The 19436-nt window shown below is 52.9% G+C and carries 17 protein-coding genes and 1 pseudogene; 11 read left to right on the top strand and 7 right to left on the bottom strand.

Features of this window, described 5'->3' with window-relative positions; genetic code table 11:
* Positions 1-121: 121 nt before the first annotated feature.
* A pseudogene (locus tag HA49_RS15900) lies at positions 122-1256 on the bottom strand (aminotransferase class I/II-fold pyridoxal phosphate-dependent enzyme).
* Between the two features lie 239 nt (positions 1257-1495).
* On the opposite strand from HA49_RS15900, the gene HA49_RS15895 reads away from it, so the two are divergent.
* The 9 genes from HA49_RS15895 to HA49_RS15855 all read left to right on the top strand — a co-directional run bounded on the left by HA49_RS15895 (position 1496) and on the right by HA49_RS15855 (position 10897).
* Entirely contained in the window at positions 1496-2308 is an 813-nt protein-coding gene (locus tag HA49_RS15895; protein WP_038023656.1) for a MetQ/NlpA family ABC transporter substrate-binding protein, read from the top strand.
* A gap of 8 nt (positions 2309-2316) precedes the next feature.
* Positions 2317-3330, top strand: a complete 1014-nt coding sequence (locus HA49_RS15890) for a methionine ABC transporter ATP-binding protein (RefSeq protein ID WP_245610248.1) — start codon at positions 2317-2319, stop codon at positions 3328-3330.
* On the top strand, positions 3323-3991 hold the full coding sequence (locus tag HA49_RS15885; protein WP_038023650.1) for a methionine ABC transporter permease: 669 nt from the start codon (positions 3323-3325) through the stop codon (positions 3989-3991). Before HA49_RS15890 ends, HA49_RS15885 begins: the two co-directional genes overlap by 8 nt.
* 68 nt (positions 3992-4059) lie before the next feature.
* Positions 4060-6366 carry a molybdopterin-dependent oxidoreductase gene (locus HA49_RS15880; protein WP_038023647.1) on the top strand — a complete coding sequence of 769 codons (2307 nt, stop codon included), beginning with the start codon at positions 4060-4062 and terminating at the stop codon, positions 6364-6366.
* Positions 6367-6508: 142 nt separating this feature from the next.
* The gene (locus HA49_RS15875) at positions 6509-7525 is read left to right on the top strand and encodes an isopenicillin N synthase family dioxygenase (RefSeq protein WP_038023902.1); all 1017 of its coding nucleotides are present in this window, start codon (positions 6509-6511) and stop codon (positions 7523-7525) included.
* Between the two features lie 33 nt (positions 7526-7558).
* Positions 7559-8356 carry a MetQ/NlpA family ABC transporter substrate-binding protein gene (locus tag HA49_RS15870; RefSeq protein WP_425427754.1) on the top strand — a complete coding sequence of 266 codons (798 nt, stop codon included), beginning with the start codon at positions 7559-7561 and terminating at the stop codon, positions 8354-8356.
* Positions 8353-9141: a methionine ABC transporter ATP-binding protein gene (locus HA49_RS15865; protein ID WP_052752531.1), complete on the top strand. Its 789-nt coding sequence runs from the start codon at positions 8353-8355 to the stop codon at positions 9139-9141. The genes HA49_RS15870 and HA49_RS15865 overlap by 4 nt, the downstream gene beginning before the upstream one ends.
* On the top strand, positions 9129-9797 hold the full coding sequence (locus HA49_RS15860; protein ID WP_038023642.1) for a methionine ABC transporter permease: 669 nt from the start codon (positions 9129-9131) through the stop codon (positions 9795-9797). The genes HA49_RS15865 and HA49_RS15860 overlap by 13 nt, the downstream gene beginning before the upstream one ends.
* A gap of 17 nt (positions 9798-9814) precedes the next feature.
* Entirely contained in the window at positions 9815-10897 is a 1083-nt protein-coding gene (locus tag HA49_RS15855) for an iron-containing alcohol dehydrogenase family protein (protein ID WP_038023639.1), read from the top strand.
* A gap of 49 nt (positions 10898-10946) precedes the next feature.
* Here HA49_RS15855 and HA49_RS15850 read toward each other — a convergent pair whose 3' ends face one another.
* From HA49_RS15850 to HA49_RS15830, 5 genes are all read right to left on the bottom strand, one after another.
* Positions 10947-11519, bottom strand: coding sequence for a helix-turn-helix domain-containing protein (locus tag HA49_RS15850; RefSeq protein WP_038023635.1), 573 nt, complete (start codon positions 11517-11519; stop codon positions 10947-10949).
* A gap of 115 nt (positions 11520-11634) precedes the next feature.
* Complete coding sequence (locus HA49_RS15845; protein WP_038023634.1) at positions 11635-12585, bottom strand: PDR/VanB family oxidoreductase; 951 nt, start codon at positions 12583-12585, stop codon at positions 11635-11637.
* A 9-nt stretch (positions 12586-12594) separates the two neighbouring features.
* Positions 12595-13098 (bottom strand): MOSC domain-containing protein, encoded by a 504-nt coding sequence (locus HA49_RS15840; protein WP_038023631.1) that lies wholly within the window; start codon positions 13096-13098, stop codon positions 12595-12597.
* Positions 13099-13106: 8 nt separating this feature from the next.
* Positions 13107-14414, bottom strand: coding sequence for an MFS transporter (locus HA49_RS15835; RefSeq protein WP_038023629.1), 1308 nt, complete (start codon positions 14412-14414; stop codon positions 13107-13109).
* Between the two features lie 374 nt (positions 14415-14788).
* Positions 14789-15733 (bottom strand): LysR family transcriptional regulator, encoded by a 945-nt coding sequence (locus HA49_RS15830; protein WP_046791876.1) that lies wholly within the window; start codon positions 15731-15733, stop codon positions 14789-14791.
* A gap of 124 nt (positions 15734-15857) precedes the next feature.
* Between HA49_RS15830 and HA49_RS15825 the strand changes: the two genes are divergently transcribed.
* Together HA49_RS15825 and HA49_RS15820 are read left to right on the top strand one after the other, a co-directional pair.
* A complete protein-coding gene (locus HA49_RS15825) occupies positions 15858-16631 on the top strand; it encodes an SDR family oxidoreductase (protein ID WP_038023628.1) in 774 nt (257 codons plus the stop codon).
* Positions 16632-16787: 156 nt separating this feature from the next.
* Positions 16788-17876 carry a low temperature requirement protein A gene (locus HA49_RS15820; protein ID WP_211259079.1) on the top strand — a complete coding sequence of 363 codons (1089 nt, stop codon included), beginning with the start codon at positions 16788-16790 and terminating at the stop codon, positions 17874-17876.
* A 35-nt stretch (positions 17877-17911) separates the two neighbouring features.
* Here HA49_RS15820 and HA49_RS15815 read toward each other — a convergent pair whose 3' ends face one another.
* Entirely contained in the window at positions 17912-19429 is a 1518-nt protein-coding gene (locus tag HA49_RS15815; protein WP_072055953.1) for an MFS transporter, read from the bottom strand.
* Positions 19430-19436: the final 7 nt, after the last annotated feature.

Genomic DNA, 19436 nt, shown 5'->3' with positions numbered 1-19436 from the left:
GACGATTAAAGAGTATTTTTATGTACAGGGAAGCAGATTAATTAATAATTCAGCGACGAACATTAAGTCATGGCAGGATAATCAGGCTGAATGGCAAATTACCCTGCCATTCAGCACAGGGTCAATGGAATAGTTTTAACGCCGCCATTCTCTTCAGTGCCTCATCGAGTACGCTGTTATCGGTGGTGAGGCTCAGTCGGATAAAGCCTTCTCCGGCCGGGCCAAATGCCTGGCCTGGTGCCACCAGAACCTGAGCTTCGCGCAGTAAAAATTCGGCAAATTGCTGGCTCTGGTAGCCTGCCGGCACCGGCAACCACAGAAAGAACGTTCCCTGGTCAGGGGCGACCGGCCAGCGCATGGTATCCAGCCTGCGGATGACCTGCTCACGGCGACGATGGTAGACTTCAGCAAACTGGCTGACGGCCTCCGGGGGCAGTGAGAGTGCAGTGACGGCTGCATCCTGTATCGCTCCAAATACCGTGCTGTAACTCTGCGTGTGCAGTTTTTTAAAGGCACTAATTACCGAGGCATTACCGACCGCAAATCCCAGCCGCCAGCCTGCCATCAGGAAGGTTTTCGACATGGTATAAATTTCCACGCCCCATTCTGCGCCCTCAGGACGGGACATCAGGCTCAGTGGAGCAGGGTGAGGCTGGCTGCCCACTGAGGCATAGGCGAAATCATGCAACAATGGAATATTCTGCTGCCGCACAAAGTCCAGTGCTTCATCAAATAACTGTTCTGTAGCAATGGCCCCGGTGGGGTTATGCGGGTAGTTCAGCATCAGCAAGCCGGCATTCTGTTTCACCCCGCAAAGGAATACCATAAAATCTGGCCTGAGCCTGAGCGGCCGCAGAACGGTAGATGGGGTAGCAGGGATCGGTAGATATCAGGTATTCGCCAGGACTCAGGATAGCACGGGGAATTCCTGAAACGCCGATATGTGCTCCCTGAAAAATTGCAATTTCACTCTCCGGGTCCGGACAATAGCCGTAACTGGCCTCGCAATAACGGGCAATGGCCTGGCGTAACTCTGTTTTTCCCCAGAAGGAAGGATAATCGTGATTATCTGGCCGGGCGGCGGCCAGCTGCAGGGCTGCGACCACCGCCGGCGGTGTCGGCTGTCGTGGACTACCGGATGACAGGTCAATGACGGGTCTCTGCGAAGCATCGGTTTGTGCTGCCATTTTCTCCAGCACACTAAAGATATTGTCTTCTAACTGACTTATTAGCGGTGACGAGCGAAATACCGGCATAGTTTTCTCATTTTCAGTTCATACAGACAAACTATCTCACAGCTTGCTGCTGCCCGGCAGTGATATCCGCTGAGTGCACAAGCAATAATTAAGATAAAGATAGCGATAAAAGGTAATAACAAATTAACGCTAAACCTTAGCAAATAAAAGCCATAAGCAGAGTCTGGTACTAACCGGAAGTTTCGGGTAGATATGTGATTTATCAATAGTTACCGGAATTTTTGGGAGATCTTTTTCTTATGTATCGTTCACTGACGAACAGGCTTATTATTTCTTTGCTGGCTTCTTCGGCCCTTTTCTCTGTGGCTCACGCGGATACAAAACTTATCAGGGTAGGATTTAACCCGGGACCTTATAAAGATGAGTTCCGTGAAGGCGTGGCTCCTTATTTAATTAAGAAAGGCTATAAGATTGAATATCTGGATTTCAGCGACGGAATTCAGGTGAATGATGCTGTTGCCCGGGGGAAAATCGAAGCTAATATTATGCAGCATCCGGTGTATCTGAAATCAGTCAATGACCGGCTGGGCATTGATAATGTCGGGATTGTCCAGGTACCCACTCCGCCTATGGGATTGTATGCCGGGAAACTGAAAACCCTGAATACTCCGGCGCCAGGCACTGTGATTTCGGTGCCTAACCAGGCACCGAATGAGTATCGTGCCGCGCTGGTACTGCAAAGTTTAGGCTGGCTGAAGATAAGCCCGGACAGTGATCCTGCGACTTTCTCGCAGCGCAATATCAGTGAAAACCCTTATAAGCTGGTCCTGAAAGAGATGGACAATGCTCAGCAGGTACGGGCATTGCCGGATGTTGATTACGGATTAATTCAGGGGAATTTTGCGGTCTCCAGTGGGATTAAACTGGCATCGGCACTGAAACTCGAAACCCCGGTCAGCCAGTTTATTAACGTGGTGACGGTCGCCGGGAAAAATAAACAGGCGCCGTTCGCCAAAGATATTATCGCCGGATATCATTCTGCCGAATTTAAATCCTATATTCTTTCTCACCATCAGTATGATGGTTATTTATTGCCTGACTATTTCAAATGAATTCTCCAATCATTACGTTTAACGCCGTCAGTAAAGTCTTCTCCCGTAAAGGCGAAAGTGTGACTGCGTTAGATAATATTGATCTGACCATTCAGCGCGGTGAGATTTTTGGGGTTATTGGCGCCAGCGGGGCCGGTAAAAGTACCTTGTTGCGGTTGATCAATAGCCTGGAAACTGCCGACCGTGGTGAAGTCCTGATCAATGGTGTGTCGTTGCAGGGCCTTTCGGGGCGGGAGCGTAGCCAGGCTAAAAAAGATATCGGTATGATTTTCCAGCACTTTAATCTGCTGAACTCGCGGACGGTATTTCATAATGTGGCTATTCCGCTGATTCTGCAAAGGCGCAGTAAACAGGAGATCCGTGAGCGGGTCAGTGAATTGCTGGCATTTGTGAATCTCAGTGACAAGGCTCAGAGTTATCCGGATGAACTGTCCGGAGGGCAAAAACAGCGGGTGGGTATTGCCAGAGCTCTGGCCACCAACCCGTCGGTCCTACTGTGTGACGAAGCGACCTCGGCACTCGACCCGCATACCACGGTTCAGATTTTGCTGTTATTACAGGAAATTAACCGCCGCTATGGGATCACGATTGTGCTGATCACTCATGAAATGTCGGTGGTACAAAAAATTTGCCATAAAGTCGCCGTGATGTCCAAAGGGCGAATCGTCGAGCAGGGAAGAGTGCTGGATCTGTTCAGTCAGCCACAGCAGGCGGTGACCGCCGGGCTGGTTGAGACGGTTATTCATGACCGGCTGCCGGAACAGACACTGGCGGCTATTCGTGAGCAGCCGGGCGGAAGGGCGCTGCGGCTGGAATTTGTCGGGCAGACGGCACAGCAACCGATTATTAATCAGCTGATCCGTGACTATCCGGTGCAGGTCAATATCCTGTTTGCCAGTATGTCGGAGGTGAGTCAGACCATCCTTGGTTTTATGATTCTGCGGATCAGTGGTCAGACGGCTGATATTGATTCTGCGGTCGGCTATTTAGTGAATGCAGGGGTGAAAATCAGCGATGTTTGATTTCTTTAACACCGCCGTCACCGGCGATCAGTTCCTGGGAGCAGCACAGGATACGTTGCTGATGGTCAGTATTTCTCTGGGGTTTGGGGCGCTGGCGGGAATTCCGCTGGGGATAATTCTGGTGATTTGCCGGCCTGGCGGGATATTGCCCAACCATCTGGTGCATCAGTTACTGAATCCCGTTATCAATATTCTGCGCTCACTGCCGTTTATTATTCTGTTAATTACCATCCTGCCGCTGACCCGCTGGCTGGTAGGCACAACGATTGGGACGCCAGGAGCGATTGTCCCGTTGGTGGTGTTTATCGCTCCGTATATCGCCAGGTTAATTGAGAGCTCTTTGCTGGAGGTGAATGACGGAATACTGGAGTCTGCCGATGCGATGGGCGCCAGTACATTCCAGACCATCTGGCACTTTATGTTACCGGAAGCGGCCGCTTCACTGGTTCTGGCGCTCACCACGGCGACTATCGGTTTACTTGGGGCCACCGCTATGGCCGGTACCGTTGGCGGAGGGGGAATTGGCGATCTGGCGATTACTTACGGTTATCAGCGCTTTGATGTGTTTGCCACAGTATCTACGGCGCTGGTACTGATTGTGGTGGTACAGCTGCTTCAGACGGTAGGTACCCGGCTGGCACGCAGAATTCGCCGTGACTAAGCACCTTAACGGTATTGACTGAAACTGCGGGAGCGCGATGAGCCGTCCGAAAAAATGCCAGACATTCATTGATTGTCACTCACTGGGGAACCTATCAGGCACAGGTAGAGCAAGGTCGCCTGACTGCGGTTACCCCCTTTGCGGCCGACCGCCAGCCATCACCGATTGGTTATTCGTTGCCGGATAGTGTTCAGGGAAACAGCAGGGTACGACGCCCGGCAGTTCGCCTTGGTTTTTTACAGGGCAAAAATAATCCGCAACAGCGTGGCCGGGAACCCTTTGTTGAAGTGAGCTGGGAGGAGGCACTCAGTCTGACCGCCGGTGAATTGAAACGGGTGGCGACAACCCACGGTCATCAGGCTATTTACGGGGGGTCTTACGGCTGGGCCAGCGCCGGCCGTTTTCATCATGCTCAGAGTCAGCTCCACCGTTTTTTCAACTGTTTCGGCGGCTATACCGGCAGTACCAACACCTACAGCATCGCCGCCGGCGAGCGTGTGCTGCCCCATATTCTGGGTGATCTGGACGAACTTCAGCGTCAGCATACTCACTGGCCGGTACTGGCCGAACATTGCCAGTTATTTGTGGCTATTGGCGGACTACCTTCGCGAAACTCTCAGGTAAACGGCGGTGGTGCCAATGATCATGCGCTGGACCACTGGCTGCAAACCCTGCAGAACAATGGTTGCCGGTTTATCAATGTCAGTCCGGTTCGTCATGATCTCACCAGTGGCATTTCCTCTGACTGGCTGGCGATAAAACCGGGGACCGATACCGCATTACTTCTGGCTATTTGCCAGGTTCTGAGCGAAGAGCAGTTAGTTAACGAAGATTTTATCCGGCGCTGCACAGTGGGTTTTGACCGCTTTAATAACTACCTGCAAGGCGTGACTGACGGTCAGATAAAAAATCCGCAATGGGCTGCAGAGATAACAGGGCTGGAAGCTGGGACCATTCGCTCACTGGCCCGTCTGATGGCGGCACGGCGAACGATGGTCAATATGGCCTGGTCTGTACAGCGAGCCAGGCAGGGAGAGCAGGCATTCTGGGCACTGGTTGCCGTGACCTCACTATTAGGGCAAATCGGAACCCCGGGCGGAGGGATCGGTTTTGGCTATGCCTCTACTAATCTGGCGGGGGCGCACCGACGCCGTTTTTCCGGGCCGAGGATGCCGGCCGGTATCAATCCGGTGAAGGCGCGGATTCCGGTTGCACGAATTACCGATATGTTGCTGGCCCCGGGAAAACCGTATCAGTTTGATGGTCAGACCCTGACCTATCCGGATATCCGGCTGATTTACTGGGCCGGAGGAAACGCCTTTCATCACCAGCAGGATCTTAACCGGTTGATTCGTGGCTGGCGTCGGCCAGAGGCGGTGATTGTTCATGAGCAATACTGGACCGCGCAGGCAAAATTTGCCGATATTGTTCTGCCGGCGACCACCTCGCTGGAACGGGAAGATATTGGCAGCGCTTCTAATGATGGTTTTATGATAGCCATGCACCCACAGTTGTCGCCATACGCCGAAGCCCGGGATGATTATGCTATTTTTAGCCAGCTTGCCGACAAACTGGGATTTGCGGAGCGGTTTACCGAAGGCCGCAATGAACAGCAGTGGCTTGAATACCTGTATCAGCAATCGCTGCCGCGGGCTGCTGCGGAGGGCATTGAATTACCCTGTTACGCCGAATTTCAGCAAGCCGGTGTTATTGAATATCCGCGGCCGGTGAAGCCACAGATCTTACTGCAAGACTTCCGTGAAGATCCGCAGGCTGCGCCACTGTCCACCCCGTCGGGGAAAATTGAATTATTCTCCGCGACCGTAGCCGGGTTTGGCTATCCGGAGGCTCCGGGCTATGCCTGCTGGTACCCTGATGAACAGGCTGCCCGGCAACAGGAGCAACGGCAATGGCCGTTGCATTTACTCTCCAGCCAGCCCCGGACCCGGTTACACAGCCAGTATGACCAGGGGTCGGTCAGCCGCAAGACCAAGATTCAGGGCCGTGAACCTCTCTGGATGCATCCCCGGGATGCGGCAACGCGGGGGATCGCTGACCAGTCTGTGGCCAGGGTATTTAATCAACGCGGTGCCCTGCTGGCCGGGGTGCGGTTAAGTGAAGATATATTGCCAGGAGTGATCCAGATGTCGACCGGCGCCTGGTATGATCCGCTGGATCCGATGCTCGAAGGATCGCTGGATAAGCATGGCAATCCGAATATCTTAACCCCGGACACCGGCAGCTCACGGCTCGGTCAGGGTTGCAGTGCCCAGACCTGTTTTGTTGAGGTTGAAATATACACCGGACCACTGCCGGAAATAACGGCCTGGCAGCCACCGGAGTTTATTATTCACGGTACAGAGGCTGGAAAATAAAGCATTTTTTCTGTGTATCTGGCTGATAAACCAATGAATCGCGATATTCATTTTTTTGCTTAAGCACAGAACTTTATGTTGGTAGTGAATAATAAACTGCAATGGCATGATGAAATTATTCATCAGTCAGGAGCAGATTTTCATGGCAGCAGATAATATAGCGTTACCGGTGATAGATTTCTCCGAATTACAGGGCAGCCCGCAACAACGTGCGGCACTGCTGGAAAAACTGGGGAAAGCCGCCCGTGATATCGGTTTCTTTTATCTGACCGGCCATGGTATTTCTTCTGAATTACTCTCCCATGTTCAGCATATATCAAGGCGTTTCTTTGCGTTGCCGGAAGCCGATAAGCTGAGCGTCAGAATGGCAAACTCACCGCATTTTCGTGGCTATAACCGCGCAGGAGTGGAAATTACCCGCAGCCAGCCGGACTACCGCGAGCAATTTGATATTGGTGCAGAACGACCTGCGATAAATGACCCAAAGGCTCCCGTCTGGCAGCGGATGCAGGGGCCCAACCAGTGGCCGGAAACCCTGCCGGAACTGCGCATTGTGCTGACCCGCTGGCAACAGGAGATGACCTCAGTGGCACTGGAGTTATTACGTGCCTTTGCTGAATCGCTGTCTCTGCCTCGTCATGCGTTTGACAGCCTGTATGGTGAATATCCTAACGAACATATCAAGGTCATCCGTTACCCCGGGCGTAGCGACGACCAGTCGCGTCAGGGCGTGGGTGCGCACAAGGATTCAGGGTTCTTAACCCTGTTGTTGCAGGACGAGCAGGGGGGGTTACAGGTCGAAGTTTCGCCAGATGTTTGGGTGGATGCGGTACCGGTGCCAGATGCTTTTGTGGTGAATATCGGCGAGTTACTGGAACTGGCGACTAATGGCTATTTACGGGCGACTATCCACCGGGTTATTTCGCCGCAGGCCGGGCATGAACGGTTGTCTGTGGCTTTCTTTCTCGGTGCGCAGCTCGATGCAACAGTACCGCTATACCAGTTACCGGATCATCTGGCGAAATTAGCCAACGGACCCGCCAGTGATCCGTTAAATCCATTGCTGCGTGATGTGGGCTGGAATTATTTAAAAGGTCGCCTGCGCTCCCACCCGCAGGTTGCCGAACGTTTTTACAGCGAGTATCTCAATAATAAATAACAATTCATTCGGAAAATAAGGAACAGTGAGATGATGAAATCAGCATATTATGGTCTGGCAGGGCTGGCGTTAATTATTTCCCAGGCGGTACATGCCGCGCCATTAAGGGTGGCTGCTGATCCCGTACCTCATTCAGAAATACTGGAATATGTTCAGAAAATAGATCCGAAATTAGATCTGAAAATTATCCAGATGAATGGTGGTGTGAATCCGAATGCATTATTAGCTTCCGGCGATGTCGATGCTAACTATTTTCAGCATCTGCCCTATCTGAAAGATCAGGAAAAAGAGCTGGGTAAGACCTTTAGCGTTGTGGCCTCGGTGCATATCGAGCCATTAGGCATCTATTCTCATAAAGTGAAATCGCTGGCCGATCTGCCGCAGGGCGCCAGTATCGCGGTACCGAATAATTCCACCAACCTGAGTCGTGCGCTCTATTTACTCCAGGACAAAGGGGTGATTAAGCTTAAATCTGCCGGCGATGCAACCTCGGTGCTGGTGACCCCGAAAGACATCGTGGATAACCCTAAAAAGATTAAAATTATCGAAATTGAATCACCGCAGATCCCGCGATCTCTGGATGATGTCGATGCCGCGATTATTAACGGCAATTATGCACTGGAAGCCGGGCTGGTTCCGGCCAAAGATGCACTGGGACTGGAATCAGCCAAAAATAACCCTTATGCCAACCTGTTGGTGACCCGGCCTGAGCTTAAAAATGATCCACGGATCATTGAACTGGCAAAAGATCTGGAATCTCAGCAGGTCGCTGACTTCATTCGTAAGAAGTATAACGGGTCGGTGATCCCAGTCAGGGATGCCGGGCAATGATTCGGCTGGAACAGGTCAGCAAACTCTATCCCGGAGCCGCTGAACCCGCGATTCGTGATGTGTCACTGACCATAGAGCAGGGAACCATTTTTGGCATCCTCGGACACAGCGGGGCGGGGAAAAGTACGTTGCTGCGCTGTCTGAACCGCCTGGAACAACCCACTTCGGGGCGGGTGTTGATTGATGGTCAGGATATCGCGCAGTTACCGGTCAGCGGTCTGCGTCAGCAACGACAGCAGATGGGGATGATTTTTCAGCACTTTAATCTGCTGCACTCACGCACCGTCAGCCGGAACATCGATCTGGCGCTGGAGATTGCCGGGGTGGCCAAACCATTGCGCCGGCAGCGGGTGAGAGAGTTATTACAACTGGTCGGGCTGGAAGCCTTTGCGGATGCCTGGCCGGGCCGCCTGTCTGGAGGACAGAAGCAGCGGGTCGGTATTGCCCGCGCACTGGCGGCCAATCCCCGTTATTTGCTGTGCGATGAAGCCACCAGCGCGCTGGATCAGGAAACCACCTGTTCGGTGCTGGATTTACTGGCCGATATTCAGCAAAAGCTGAAGATAACGGTGGTGCTGATCACTCATGAAATGATGGTGGTTAAACGTATCTGCCATGGTGCGGCCTTACTGGAAAAAGGCCAACTGGTGGAGAGCGGGACGCTGCAACAAATTATGGCCCGCCCTGACGGGGAACTCCGGCAACTACTGTTGCAGGATGGCGATACCGATCGTGCATTCAGGGCAAAATATCTCACGGAGGCAGCTCAGAGATGCGTAGCGTAGACTGGGGACAGTTTCGGGATCTGATGATCAGCGGAACCACGGACACTCTGTATATGGTGTTGTTGTCAGCAGTCTTTACGCTGCTGATTGGCCTGCCGGTGGGTGTATTACTCTTCCTGACCCGTAAGGGCGGCTTACTGCCAAATCCAGTGATTTCTCACCTGTTGAACTGGGTGGTGAACATTGGCCGGGCATTACCCTTTGTGATCATGCTGATCGCGGTGATCCCTTTCACGCGCCTGATTGTCGGGACTACCCTGGGCAGTACCGCTGCCGTGGTACCTATTACTCTCGGAGCATTTCCGTTCTTTTCACGGATTGTGGAAAGTGCACTCAATGAAGTGGATCGCGGTCGTATTGAAGCGGTGCAGTCACTGGGCGGTAATCTCTGGTATATCGTCAGCCGGGTGTTGCTGCCGGAAGCGTTACCTGCGCTGGTGTCCGGGGTTACGTTAACTATCGTTATGCTGATTGGTTTCTCTGCCATGGCCGGCGTAGTGGGCGGTGGTGGATTGGGAGATTTGGCCATTCGTTATGGCTATCAGCGTTTTGATAACACGCTGATGGCAGGGACGGTGATTATGCTGCTGTTCCTGGTGCTGGCGATTCAGAAAACCGGCGATATTGTCGTGCGTTCGCTGGCCCATCGTCGTTAACCGGCTAAGGAATTCAGATGTTTAGCGTAAAATCTCCGCAAAATTATTTGCAGGAACCAGGTCTGTTGGTCCGGGCCGGTGAACTGATTCGCCCCCTGGCCAGCCATCTGCGGATACTGACTTCTCCCCGGGCCTGGCAGGCGGTAAACCCGCAGTTGATCCATAGCCTGGAGCAGGCAGGAATCCGTTGGGAGACTGAGTATTTGCAGGGAGAATGTACCGCGCAGGCGGTGGCGGGTTTCCGTGACAATGTTCAGCAGCAGGGAGCCGAAGGCATTCTGGCGGTTGGCGGTGGCCGGGTGCTGGATACCGCCAAAGCGGCGAATGAAGCCTTAGGCGATCGTCGGCTGATTACCGTACCCACGCTGGCCGCGACCTGCGCAGCCTGGTCGCCGTTAGCGATTATCTATAATTCGCAGGGCGGGCATCTGAGCAGCAACGAACTGTCACAGATGCCGGCGTTGATTCTGGTGGACAGTGCCATCATTGCGGCGTCGGACCCGCGTTATCTGCGATCCGGTATCGTCGATGCGCTGGCGAAATGGTATGAGTTCGAACCCTTTCAGCGGAAAAACCCTCATCTGCTGGCGTTGGATTTAAAAGTGGCGGCAGCCCGGCAGGCCACTGACATTTTTCTGCGCCAGGGAGCTGCGGCAGTCGTCGCTAATCAGTCACAGCAGGTGACCGCAGATCTTGAGAAGGTGATTGAAGCGAATATTGCCCTGGCCGGGCTGGCAAACAGCGTTCGTGGCTCACTGGCGACTCCCGGAGTGGCCCATGTAATTCATGATACGCTGACCCATCAGCCGGAACTTCATGACTGGCTGCACGGGGAAAAGGTTGGCTTCAGTCTGCTACTTCAGTCATTACTGGATAACGGCCTGCAGCAGCCCGATCCGCAGTTGCTCAGTCTGTTACGGCAGTTTGGTACACCACTGCGCCTGCCAGGATTGAAGGGCGACAGGGCGGCCAGACTGTATCAGATTGCCCATCAGATTCGTTTCCCGGCTGACAGCCTGGATGATTTGCCGTTCGCCGTCACGCCCGCAACTCTGTTGCAGGCCTTACAGCTGACCGAAACTACGGACTTTTCTGCCTGAATTGCAGAATGGGCGATGACGAGTCAGCCATCGCTCAGTCCGTACAGGCTTATTTCCCGTCAATCACCAGCAGATACTCACAGTCTTCTGCCGCTGGATTAGAGAAGCCATGGCGAACGGTGGCCGTGTAAAACATGGAATCACCGGCGTTTAACAGGCTGACGGTTTCTCCCACCGTAATCTGTAGTTGTCCCTGAAGCACGTAGACATATTCTTTGACAGAATGGCTGTGGGCGACCAGTTCACCGGAGTCTGAATGTCCGCCCAGGTTTACTTTAACCACATCAATACCTCTGCCTGGAAGGATCGGTGACAAACAGGTGCGGGTAAAGTGATTGGCTTTGTCCCGGAGAACAGGGTGCTCACCTGCACGCAGAACCACAATATCTTCTGAGGCTCTGGATCCCATCAGGCCGGCAAAACTTAAGTCCAGTGCATTAACCAGTCGCGAAAGTACCGACGTTGAGGGGGTAACTTCACCACGCTCCGTCCGCGAAATCATCGACACGCTGACCCCTGAACTTTCTGCCAGGGACTGCAGTGAAAGGTTTAATTCTTTGCGGCGTTGTTTCAGTTGCAGAGCAATTTTTTTGCGGGTAATTTCTTCAGGGCCACTGGTCATAGCTTATCTGTGTTCATCCTGGACTCAGCAGATCAGGCTTGAGTTCTTCGGTTATAGGGCAGCTCACTATAGCCTGAAGTTTTCAGCGATGCGATGAAAAACCCGCCGTTTATTATTATAAATCGAGCACCAGCCTGTTGCTTTTACAGCCAGCCACACAGAGGATCAGCTCCTGCTGGCGTTGTTGCTCAGTCAGTACTTTATCTCTGTGTACCGGGCTGCCTTCACACCAGTTAACACGACAGGCCCCACAAATACCGCCTTCACATGAGTGGTCAACATAAACATCGGCCTCAAGCAAAGCCTGTAATGGAGACTGTCCTTTCCTGACGGTGATTTCTTTACCGGATTGCCGAAGCTCTAGTTGGTAGGACGGAAACATGGCGTCATCTACCTCCACGCCGGAGAAATGCTCCTGTTGGCATTGTGAACTTTGCCAGTCTGCAGTGCACAGATTAAAGGCATCCATCATTCTCTGTGGACCACAGCAATAGAGACACAGTTCTTCATCGGGCTGCGGGATAATATCCTGCAATTCAAATTTCCGGCCTTCTCTGTATCCGTGCGGATAAAGGAAGATTTCACCCTGTTGTGCTACCTGCTGAATTTCCGCCAGTAATGGAGGGCATCCGCGGTAGAAGTAATGCAACTGATATGAGAGACCGGCGCGTTCCAGTGAGTAAATCATCGACAGCATAGGAGTAATACCAATCCCGCCGGCAATTAACAGATGGTGTTGCCTGTGCGGCTGAAGCTGAAGAGTGGAGCGTGGCAGGGAGATGCGGACTTCCATCCCGGGAGAAAACTGTTCATGGATCCACCGGGATCCGCCGCGACTCTCTGTTTCACGTTTTACGGCTAACTGATACGCATAGTGATTCGCGGGATCACCACACAGTGAATAGCTACGTCTTACCCCGTTGCCGAGCAGTAAATCAATATGAGCTCCGGCAGAAAACGGGGGAAGTTCCCAGCGATCCGGATCAGCCAGAGTGATCAATAAGGCATCATCGCCGGTCGGCTGAAGGGCGGTAATTTTGGTAGTAATATAAGTGATAGGGTGCATAGTATTCACTCACGCATTACGGATGGCATCGTTCACATAAATAATTCCGCCCTGTATAATTTTACAGTTCAGCCCGGACCGGTTAATCAGCGGGTCAAAGACCGGCTTGCCGGTAATTTCCTCCAGATGTTTACAGGGTGTTGAAAGCCGTGTGGACTCCAGTAATACCTCGCCCACCCAAAAGCGTTTACCGACCAGATGATTAAGCGGTACTCCCCGGACAGTGATATTCCTGCGATGTTCTTCCGGGGTGAAATCAATATTGTGGTCCCGTTTCAGGGCCTCAAGTGTTTCAATTTCAAACAGAGTGACCTGACGTCCTTCCTCTGGTTTATGGGAATAAAAACCGCTGCTCAGGCTGTAGCGGTCGCCTTCAATCCCCTGACCGGCAATAAGTTTTAATGAGCTTACGGTCCGCATTGGCAGAAACGCCCGCGGGCAAAGATGTAAAAACTCTACTTTGCCGCAAAAGGTTATTGGGTCGTTACTGGCAGGTCGGTTGAGTGAATTCATGATTACCTCTAAAGATCACTGTGGACTGTTTCTCTGGCGGCAAAGGTTGCCCAGAGGGTGAGTAAGGCGATGACTATCAGCATGACTGACACGGCCCAGGTTGAGCCACCGGCCCAGACCAGTAAAGCGGATGCCGCCACAGGGACTATGCCGCCTCCCAGAGCGCCACCTATCTGCATTCCCATGGAAGCACCGGTATAACGTAAGTGAGTAGGAAACAGCTCACAAATCCACGCGGCTTCCGGGCCAAACATGATGCCCTGACCAAAGCTGACAGCCACAGCTACAGTGAGCGCAATAATGGTCGGATCGCGGGTATCCAGTAGGATGAACAACGGAAATGCTGCAATGATGGTGAACAGGCAGCCGCAGAAGAACAACGGACGTCGGCCAAAGCGATCGGATAAATAGCCAAATAAGGGGATGGTGATCAGTTCCAGAGCTGCGGCGCACACCAGCCCGTTCAGGATGACGGTTTTTGGTAATCCCAGTTGCTGAGTGACATAGCTGACACCAAACACGGTGATGGTCACCACCCAGGCGATCTCCGAGAGTTTAATTCCAATCGCGGTGAAAAAGGTCCGACGGTGATGTTTAAGAATATCGAGAAAAGGTAACGACGTTTTGGCGGCTTTGTTCGCTGAATGTTCAAATACCGGGCTTTCTTCAACGTAGTAGCGGATCAGTGTTCCGGCAAACACCAGCACGATACTGACCAGAAACGGGACTCGCCATCCCCAACTCATAAAACTCGGTTCCGGCAGCAGAGTCATTAAAGCAAACACTGCCGTAGACAGCAGCACACCCAGAGGGTAGCCGAGCTGAATAAGGCTGCCTATCAGTCCGCGGTTATTTTTCGGCGCATGTTCAACTGCCAGGGCCACAGAACCTGCCCACTCACCGCCAATGCCCAGCCCCTGAGTAAAGCGCAGTATTACCAGTAAAACCGGCGCCATCAGACCGATCTGGTGATAAGTGGGCAGACAGCCAATCAGAAATGTTCCCATCCCCATCAGCACCAGAGTCAGTGTGAGCATCGCTTTTCGTCCCAGCTTGTCACCAAAATGGCCAAAAATGATGCCCCCGAGCGGTCTGGAGAAATAGCCGACGGCATAAGTGCTCAGTGAAAGAATGATGCCAACCGAAGGATCAAAGGCTGGAAAAAAGAGATGGTTAAACACCAGTGCTGCCGCCATCCCGTAAATCACAAAATCGTACCATTCAATGACGGAGCCAATAATACTGGCGTATAAAACACGTTTCATCTGGCGACTGAATAATGTGCTTTCATTCACCGTAGTCACAACATTAACCATGACAGCTCCTGATTTTGCATTTAAGGGAAAAATTTATACTTAATGCAAAGCCAGAATCGTGCCATGTTTTGATTCCACGAAAATGAAAATTTAACTGTTTGATTAATCTCAGTTAAAAGAATTTTTCTTCAGGAGTTAGTGGTTGAATTCATTATGTATTTTTTTATATAGCGCAAAAAAGTGATCCATGCGGGTACGTAATATGCACTGTGGGCGGGCGTGGAGATCTTTTGATACCAGCAAAATCATCTGCCTGGTGTCTGCAAAATTGCCGATCTGCCCGACGGAAGGATATGACAGAATATTTTTAAGTAACCTATTATATTAAATGATAAAAATGTAAATATTCCTTCAGGGGTCGTTAGGCTGTGTAATTACCGGTAATCAGTTTTACTCACCCGAGGCCGTTGTGGGCGGGTGAGTCGCATTTTTTCCCGCAATAAGGGTTCCAGCCAGTCGATAAACAGCTGCAGTGGTCGTGACAGATGGCGGCGATGTGGGTAGATGATATTGACCGGCAGTGGGGGGGGCAGGTAATCCGGTAGCACCTGATGCAAGGTGCCGGCAGCCAGCAGCTCTGCGACATCATATTCCGGAATCTGAATCATCCCCATCCCTGCGACGCAGCCAGTTATCCAGGCTTCTGCATTATTCACACTCAGCATGGCATTCACCTGTGCTGAAAAAGTTTCGCCATCTGCGGCCCATTGCCAGTTTTCCCGGCGACCAGAGGTCGGAGAAGCATAACCGACCACGTAGTGATTTTGTAGTTGCCCCGGGGTCGTGGGTTTGCCATAGCGGTTCAGATAACCTTCAGAGGCCACATTAATCAGCTTCAGCATTCCGGTGGGGCGGGCAATCAACCCGGAGTCGCTGAGTTTGCCAACCCGTACCGCACAGTCGATAGCCTCTTCCGTCAGATTGACACTGCGATCGGTCACCCCGAGTTCGAGGGTGATTAGCGGATAGCGGGCAAAGAAATCTGGCAGCGCGGGAATGATTATCTGATTACCAACTCTTCCCGGTACATCAACCCTGAGTTTGCCGGTCACCCTGCCGTCCTGCTGACGAAACAGGTTCTCGGTTTCTTCCATATCCTGTAGCAGTTGCTGACTGCGTGCGTACAGGGTTTCTCCGTCAGAAGTCAGAGAAACGTGACGGGTGGTACGGTGAAACAGCCGGGTTCCGAGCCGGCTCTCCAGCTCACGGATGGCTGCCGACACGGTAGAGGCTGGCCGGTCAAGGGTTTCCGCCGTGCGGATAAAGCTGCCAATCTCTGCGACACGGATGAATATACGAAACTGTTCAATGGAATCCATAAGCACTTATTAATCGTATTTTCTGCATAGTGAATACAAATCATCCACCTTTATACAATAAAAATCTGTACTAATCTGCTTATCAGCGGGATCGCCGCATCATCTTTCACTCAGAGGGCTGGTTATGTCAGAACATACACTTAAAGGTAAAGTCGTGATTATCGCAGGAGGGGCAAAAAACCTCGGGGGGCTGATTGCCCGTGATTTTGCGCAACAGGGCGCGGCGGCCGTTGCCGTACATTACAACAGTGCGGCGACCCGACAGCAGGCCGACGATACCGTGGCAGAGATTATTGCTGCCGGTGCCAACGCGGCAGCATTTCAGGCGGACCTCAGTTCAGCGGCGGCGATGGAAAAACTGTTCGCCGATGTGGTGGCACAGTTTGGTCGTCCGGATATTGCCATCAACACGGTCGGCAAGGTACTGAAAAAGCCGATGGCTGATATCAGTGAAACAGAATTTGACGAGATGAGTACGGTGAATGCCAAGACCGCTTTCTTTTTTCTTAAAGAAGCCGGTAAACACCTGAACGATAATGGCCGGATTTGTACGCTGGTCACATCACTGTTGGGCGCCTATACCCCGTATTATGCCGCCTATGCCGGTATGAAAGCCCCGGTGGAACATTTCACCCGGGCGGCGTCGAAAGAATTGGGCGAACGCGGAATTTCGGTAACAGCCATCGGACCGGGGCCGATGGATACTCCGTTCTTCTACCCTGCCGAAGGGGCGGATGCCGTGGCCTATCACAAAACCGCAGCGGCTTTGTCACCATTCAGTAAAACCGGTCTGACCGATATCAAAGATATTGTGCCGTGGGTACGTTTTCTGGTCACTGATGGCTGGTGGATGACCGGACAAACTATCCTCGTCAATGGTGGCTATACTACCAAATAACTGCCATACCCTGTTGCCTGAAGTCTCCGGCAGCACCCGGCAGGATCATTACCCGGTGCTTTTGGTCTGATCCCGGAAAGTACCGGGTTGGTTGCATTTAAAAGCGGGCGGCAACCGACGTGCAGGAAGCCCTGACTGACGATAAAGAGACTATATATGGCTGATAATAATCTGGCGTCGACGTTATTACGCCAGCGTGATGGCCACCATGCGCGGGTGACATGGGAGGAGCTGTTTTTTGACCTGGTGTATGTGTTTGCGGTGACGCAACTCAGCCACAGTTTATTGCATGACCTGAGTTTTTCAGGGGGACTGCACACCTTAATCCTCTGGTTCGCTGTCTGGCTGGGCTGGCAATATACCTGCTGGGTAACCAACTGGTTTAGTCCGGAAACCCCGGCCATTCGCGGACTATTATTTTTTGTGATGGCGGCCGCACTGGTGATGTCTGCCGCGATACCCGAAGCATTCACTGAGCGGGCGTGGATTTTTGCCCTGGCTTATGTGGTGATACAGGCCGGACGTACCCTGGTGATAGTGATAGTGATAGTGCTGGGCCGTGAACATGCGCTGAGTCCTAATTACCGACGGATGCTGGCATGGCTGCTGGTTTCGGCGGTGTTCTGGTTTGGTGGGGCGCTGGCTGGGGGAGATCTGCGCACCCTGTTGTGGGTGATTGCGGTGTTATGTGAATACCTGTCGCCGATGAGCGGTTTTGCCTTTCCGGGAATGGGGCGATCTTCCACCCGTGACTGGACGATTGAGGGTGGGCACCTGACGGAACGCTGTCAGTTATTTGTGATTGTCGCTCTGGGTGAAACCTTACTGGCCACCGGAGGTTCACTGTCGGCGGAATCTCACTGGAGTTTTGCTGAAATTTCCGCGATGGCGGCGACTTTCCTGTCGGTGCTGGCAGTATGGTGGCTTTATTTCGGAACCTCCGGCAAAGAGGCGACACTGGCGATCAGCCGCTCTGATGATCAGGGCCGGATGGGGGCCCGGTTCCACTATCTGCATGTCATCCTGATAGGCGGCATCATCGTGATGGCGGTCGGGAATGACCTGACCATGGAATCTCCGGAACAAGCCACCGGACTGTTACACAGCCTGGTGTTGTGTGCAGGTCCGGTGATCTTTCTGGCAGGCAGTGCGTTTTATAAAAAACCGTTTACGGAAAAATTCCCGCGCCCCATCTGGCGGGGGCGGTCGTACTCTGTCTTATCCCATGGATCATTGCGCCGCTAAGACTGGAATGCGCCAGTTGGGTGACTACCGTGGTGTTACTGCTTACCGCGTTGGCTGAAGGGCGGGTTCATCATCATCGTCGGGGACTGAGTGGCGGAGAATAACAATACCGGGTAGAACATCACGTTGTCAGAGCTGCCGCCACTGCGCTGACAACACCGTCGCATGCCCCCTGTCCGCAGGTCAGGCCGGAAGGTGTCGTTTTTTCGGTCCTTATGTCGGTGTTTAAGCCATAATCCGCTGATTCCGGCAGCGAACAACAGCAGTCCGGCTGAAATCGCCAGGGCAGTATGCATTCCGTGAGTGAACTGTATTGGGTTGTGGCTGTTAATCAGTGTGCCAAACAGCGCTACCCCAAAAACCCCGCCAGCCTGCCGTGCCGCATTCAGCAGCCCGCCCGCAATACCCGTCTGCCCCGGAGCCACAGAGTCCAGCGCTGCGCTGGTGATTGCCGGAATCGCCAGGGCAATCCCGCTACCGGCCAGTAGCATCGCCAGAGGCGTTGTCAGAGGGCCAGCGCCGATCAGCCACCCGTAGCCGCCGGCAGAGATCAGTAACCCGTACACAGCCAGTCGTTTTACCCCGACCTTCGGCATGATTCTTCCTGCCAGGATATTCATGACCACCAGGATTGCCATCATCGGCAAAAATGCACTTCCGGCTTGTGGCGGAGAGTAGTGCAGTACCGTCTGGAAATAGAGACTCAGCACAAAGATCATGCCGTAAAATGCCAGGTTAGCGATAAAACCGACCAGGGTACTGGTGCGTAAAGTGACCTGGCGGAGCAGGCTGAGTGGCAGCATCGGGTCAGGATGGCGGCGTTCGACGACGATAAACAGCGCCGCGCAGACCACGGAAACGGTCAGTGAGCTGAGTACACTGTGGCTGGCCCAACCATTATGCCCCGCAGTAATCAGCCCGTAAGCCAGTGAACCTGCCGTGATGATTACTGTCAACTGACCGGCAATATCCGGATGCTTACCAGGCCGTGGCACGGAAGGCGGAGCATAGCGGGCGACGATGAGCAGCCCGATAATCCCGGCAGGGACGTTTAACAGAAATACCGATGGCCAGCCCTGCCATGTCACCAGCCAGCCTCCGGCCATGGGGCCAGCGGCCAGGGCAATCCCTCCGGCGGCTCCCCACCAGCCGATGGCTTTTCCGCGCTCGGCATCATCCCGGAACAAAATGTGGATCAGCGACAGTGATGCGGGGACCAGCAAGGCAGCACCGGCTCCCTGGATGATCCGTGAAGCAATTAATGTTCCGGCAGTCTGGGACAGCCCGCAGCACAATGACCCGAAAGTAAACAGGGCAAACCCGGCAAGAAACACCGGTTTACAACCAAACCTGTCCCCCAAAACGCCGGCGGTCAGTAACAGCGCGGAGAAGGTCAGGGAATAACTATTAATGATCCACTGTATACCACGCATATCGGTGTGCAGACTGAGGCGTATTGCGGCGATAGCCACATTCACCACACTGGTGTCCAGCAGGACAATCGCGAAGGCCAGGCAGGTGGCAATCTGTGTGATTCGGGTACGATAATTCATGACGGCA

It is taken from the genome of Tatumella morbirosei, assembly GCF_000757425.2.
In the GTDB taxonomy this organism is placed as follows: Bacteria; Pseudomonadota; Gammaproteobacteria; order Enterobacterales; family Enterobacteriaceae; genus Tatumella; species Tatumella morbirosei.
Note: the sequence above shows the minus strand (reverse complement) of the source record. Positions and strands in the feature narration are given on the sequence as shown.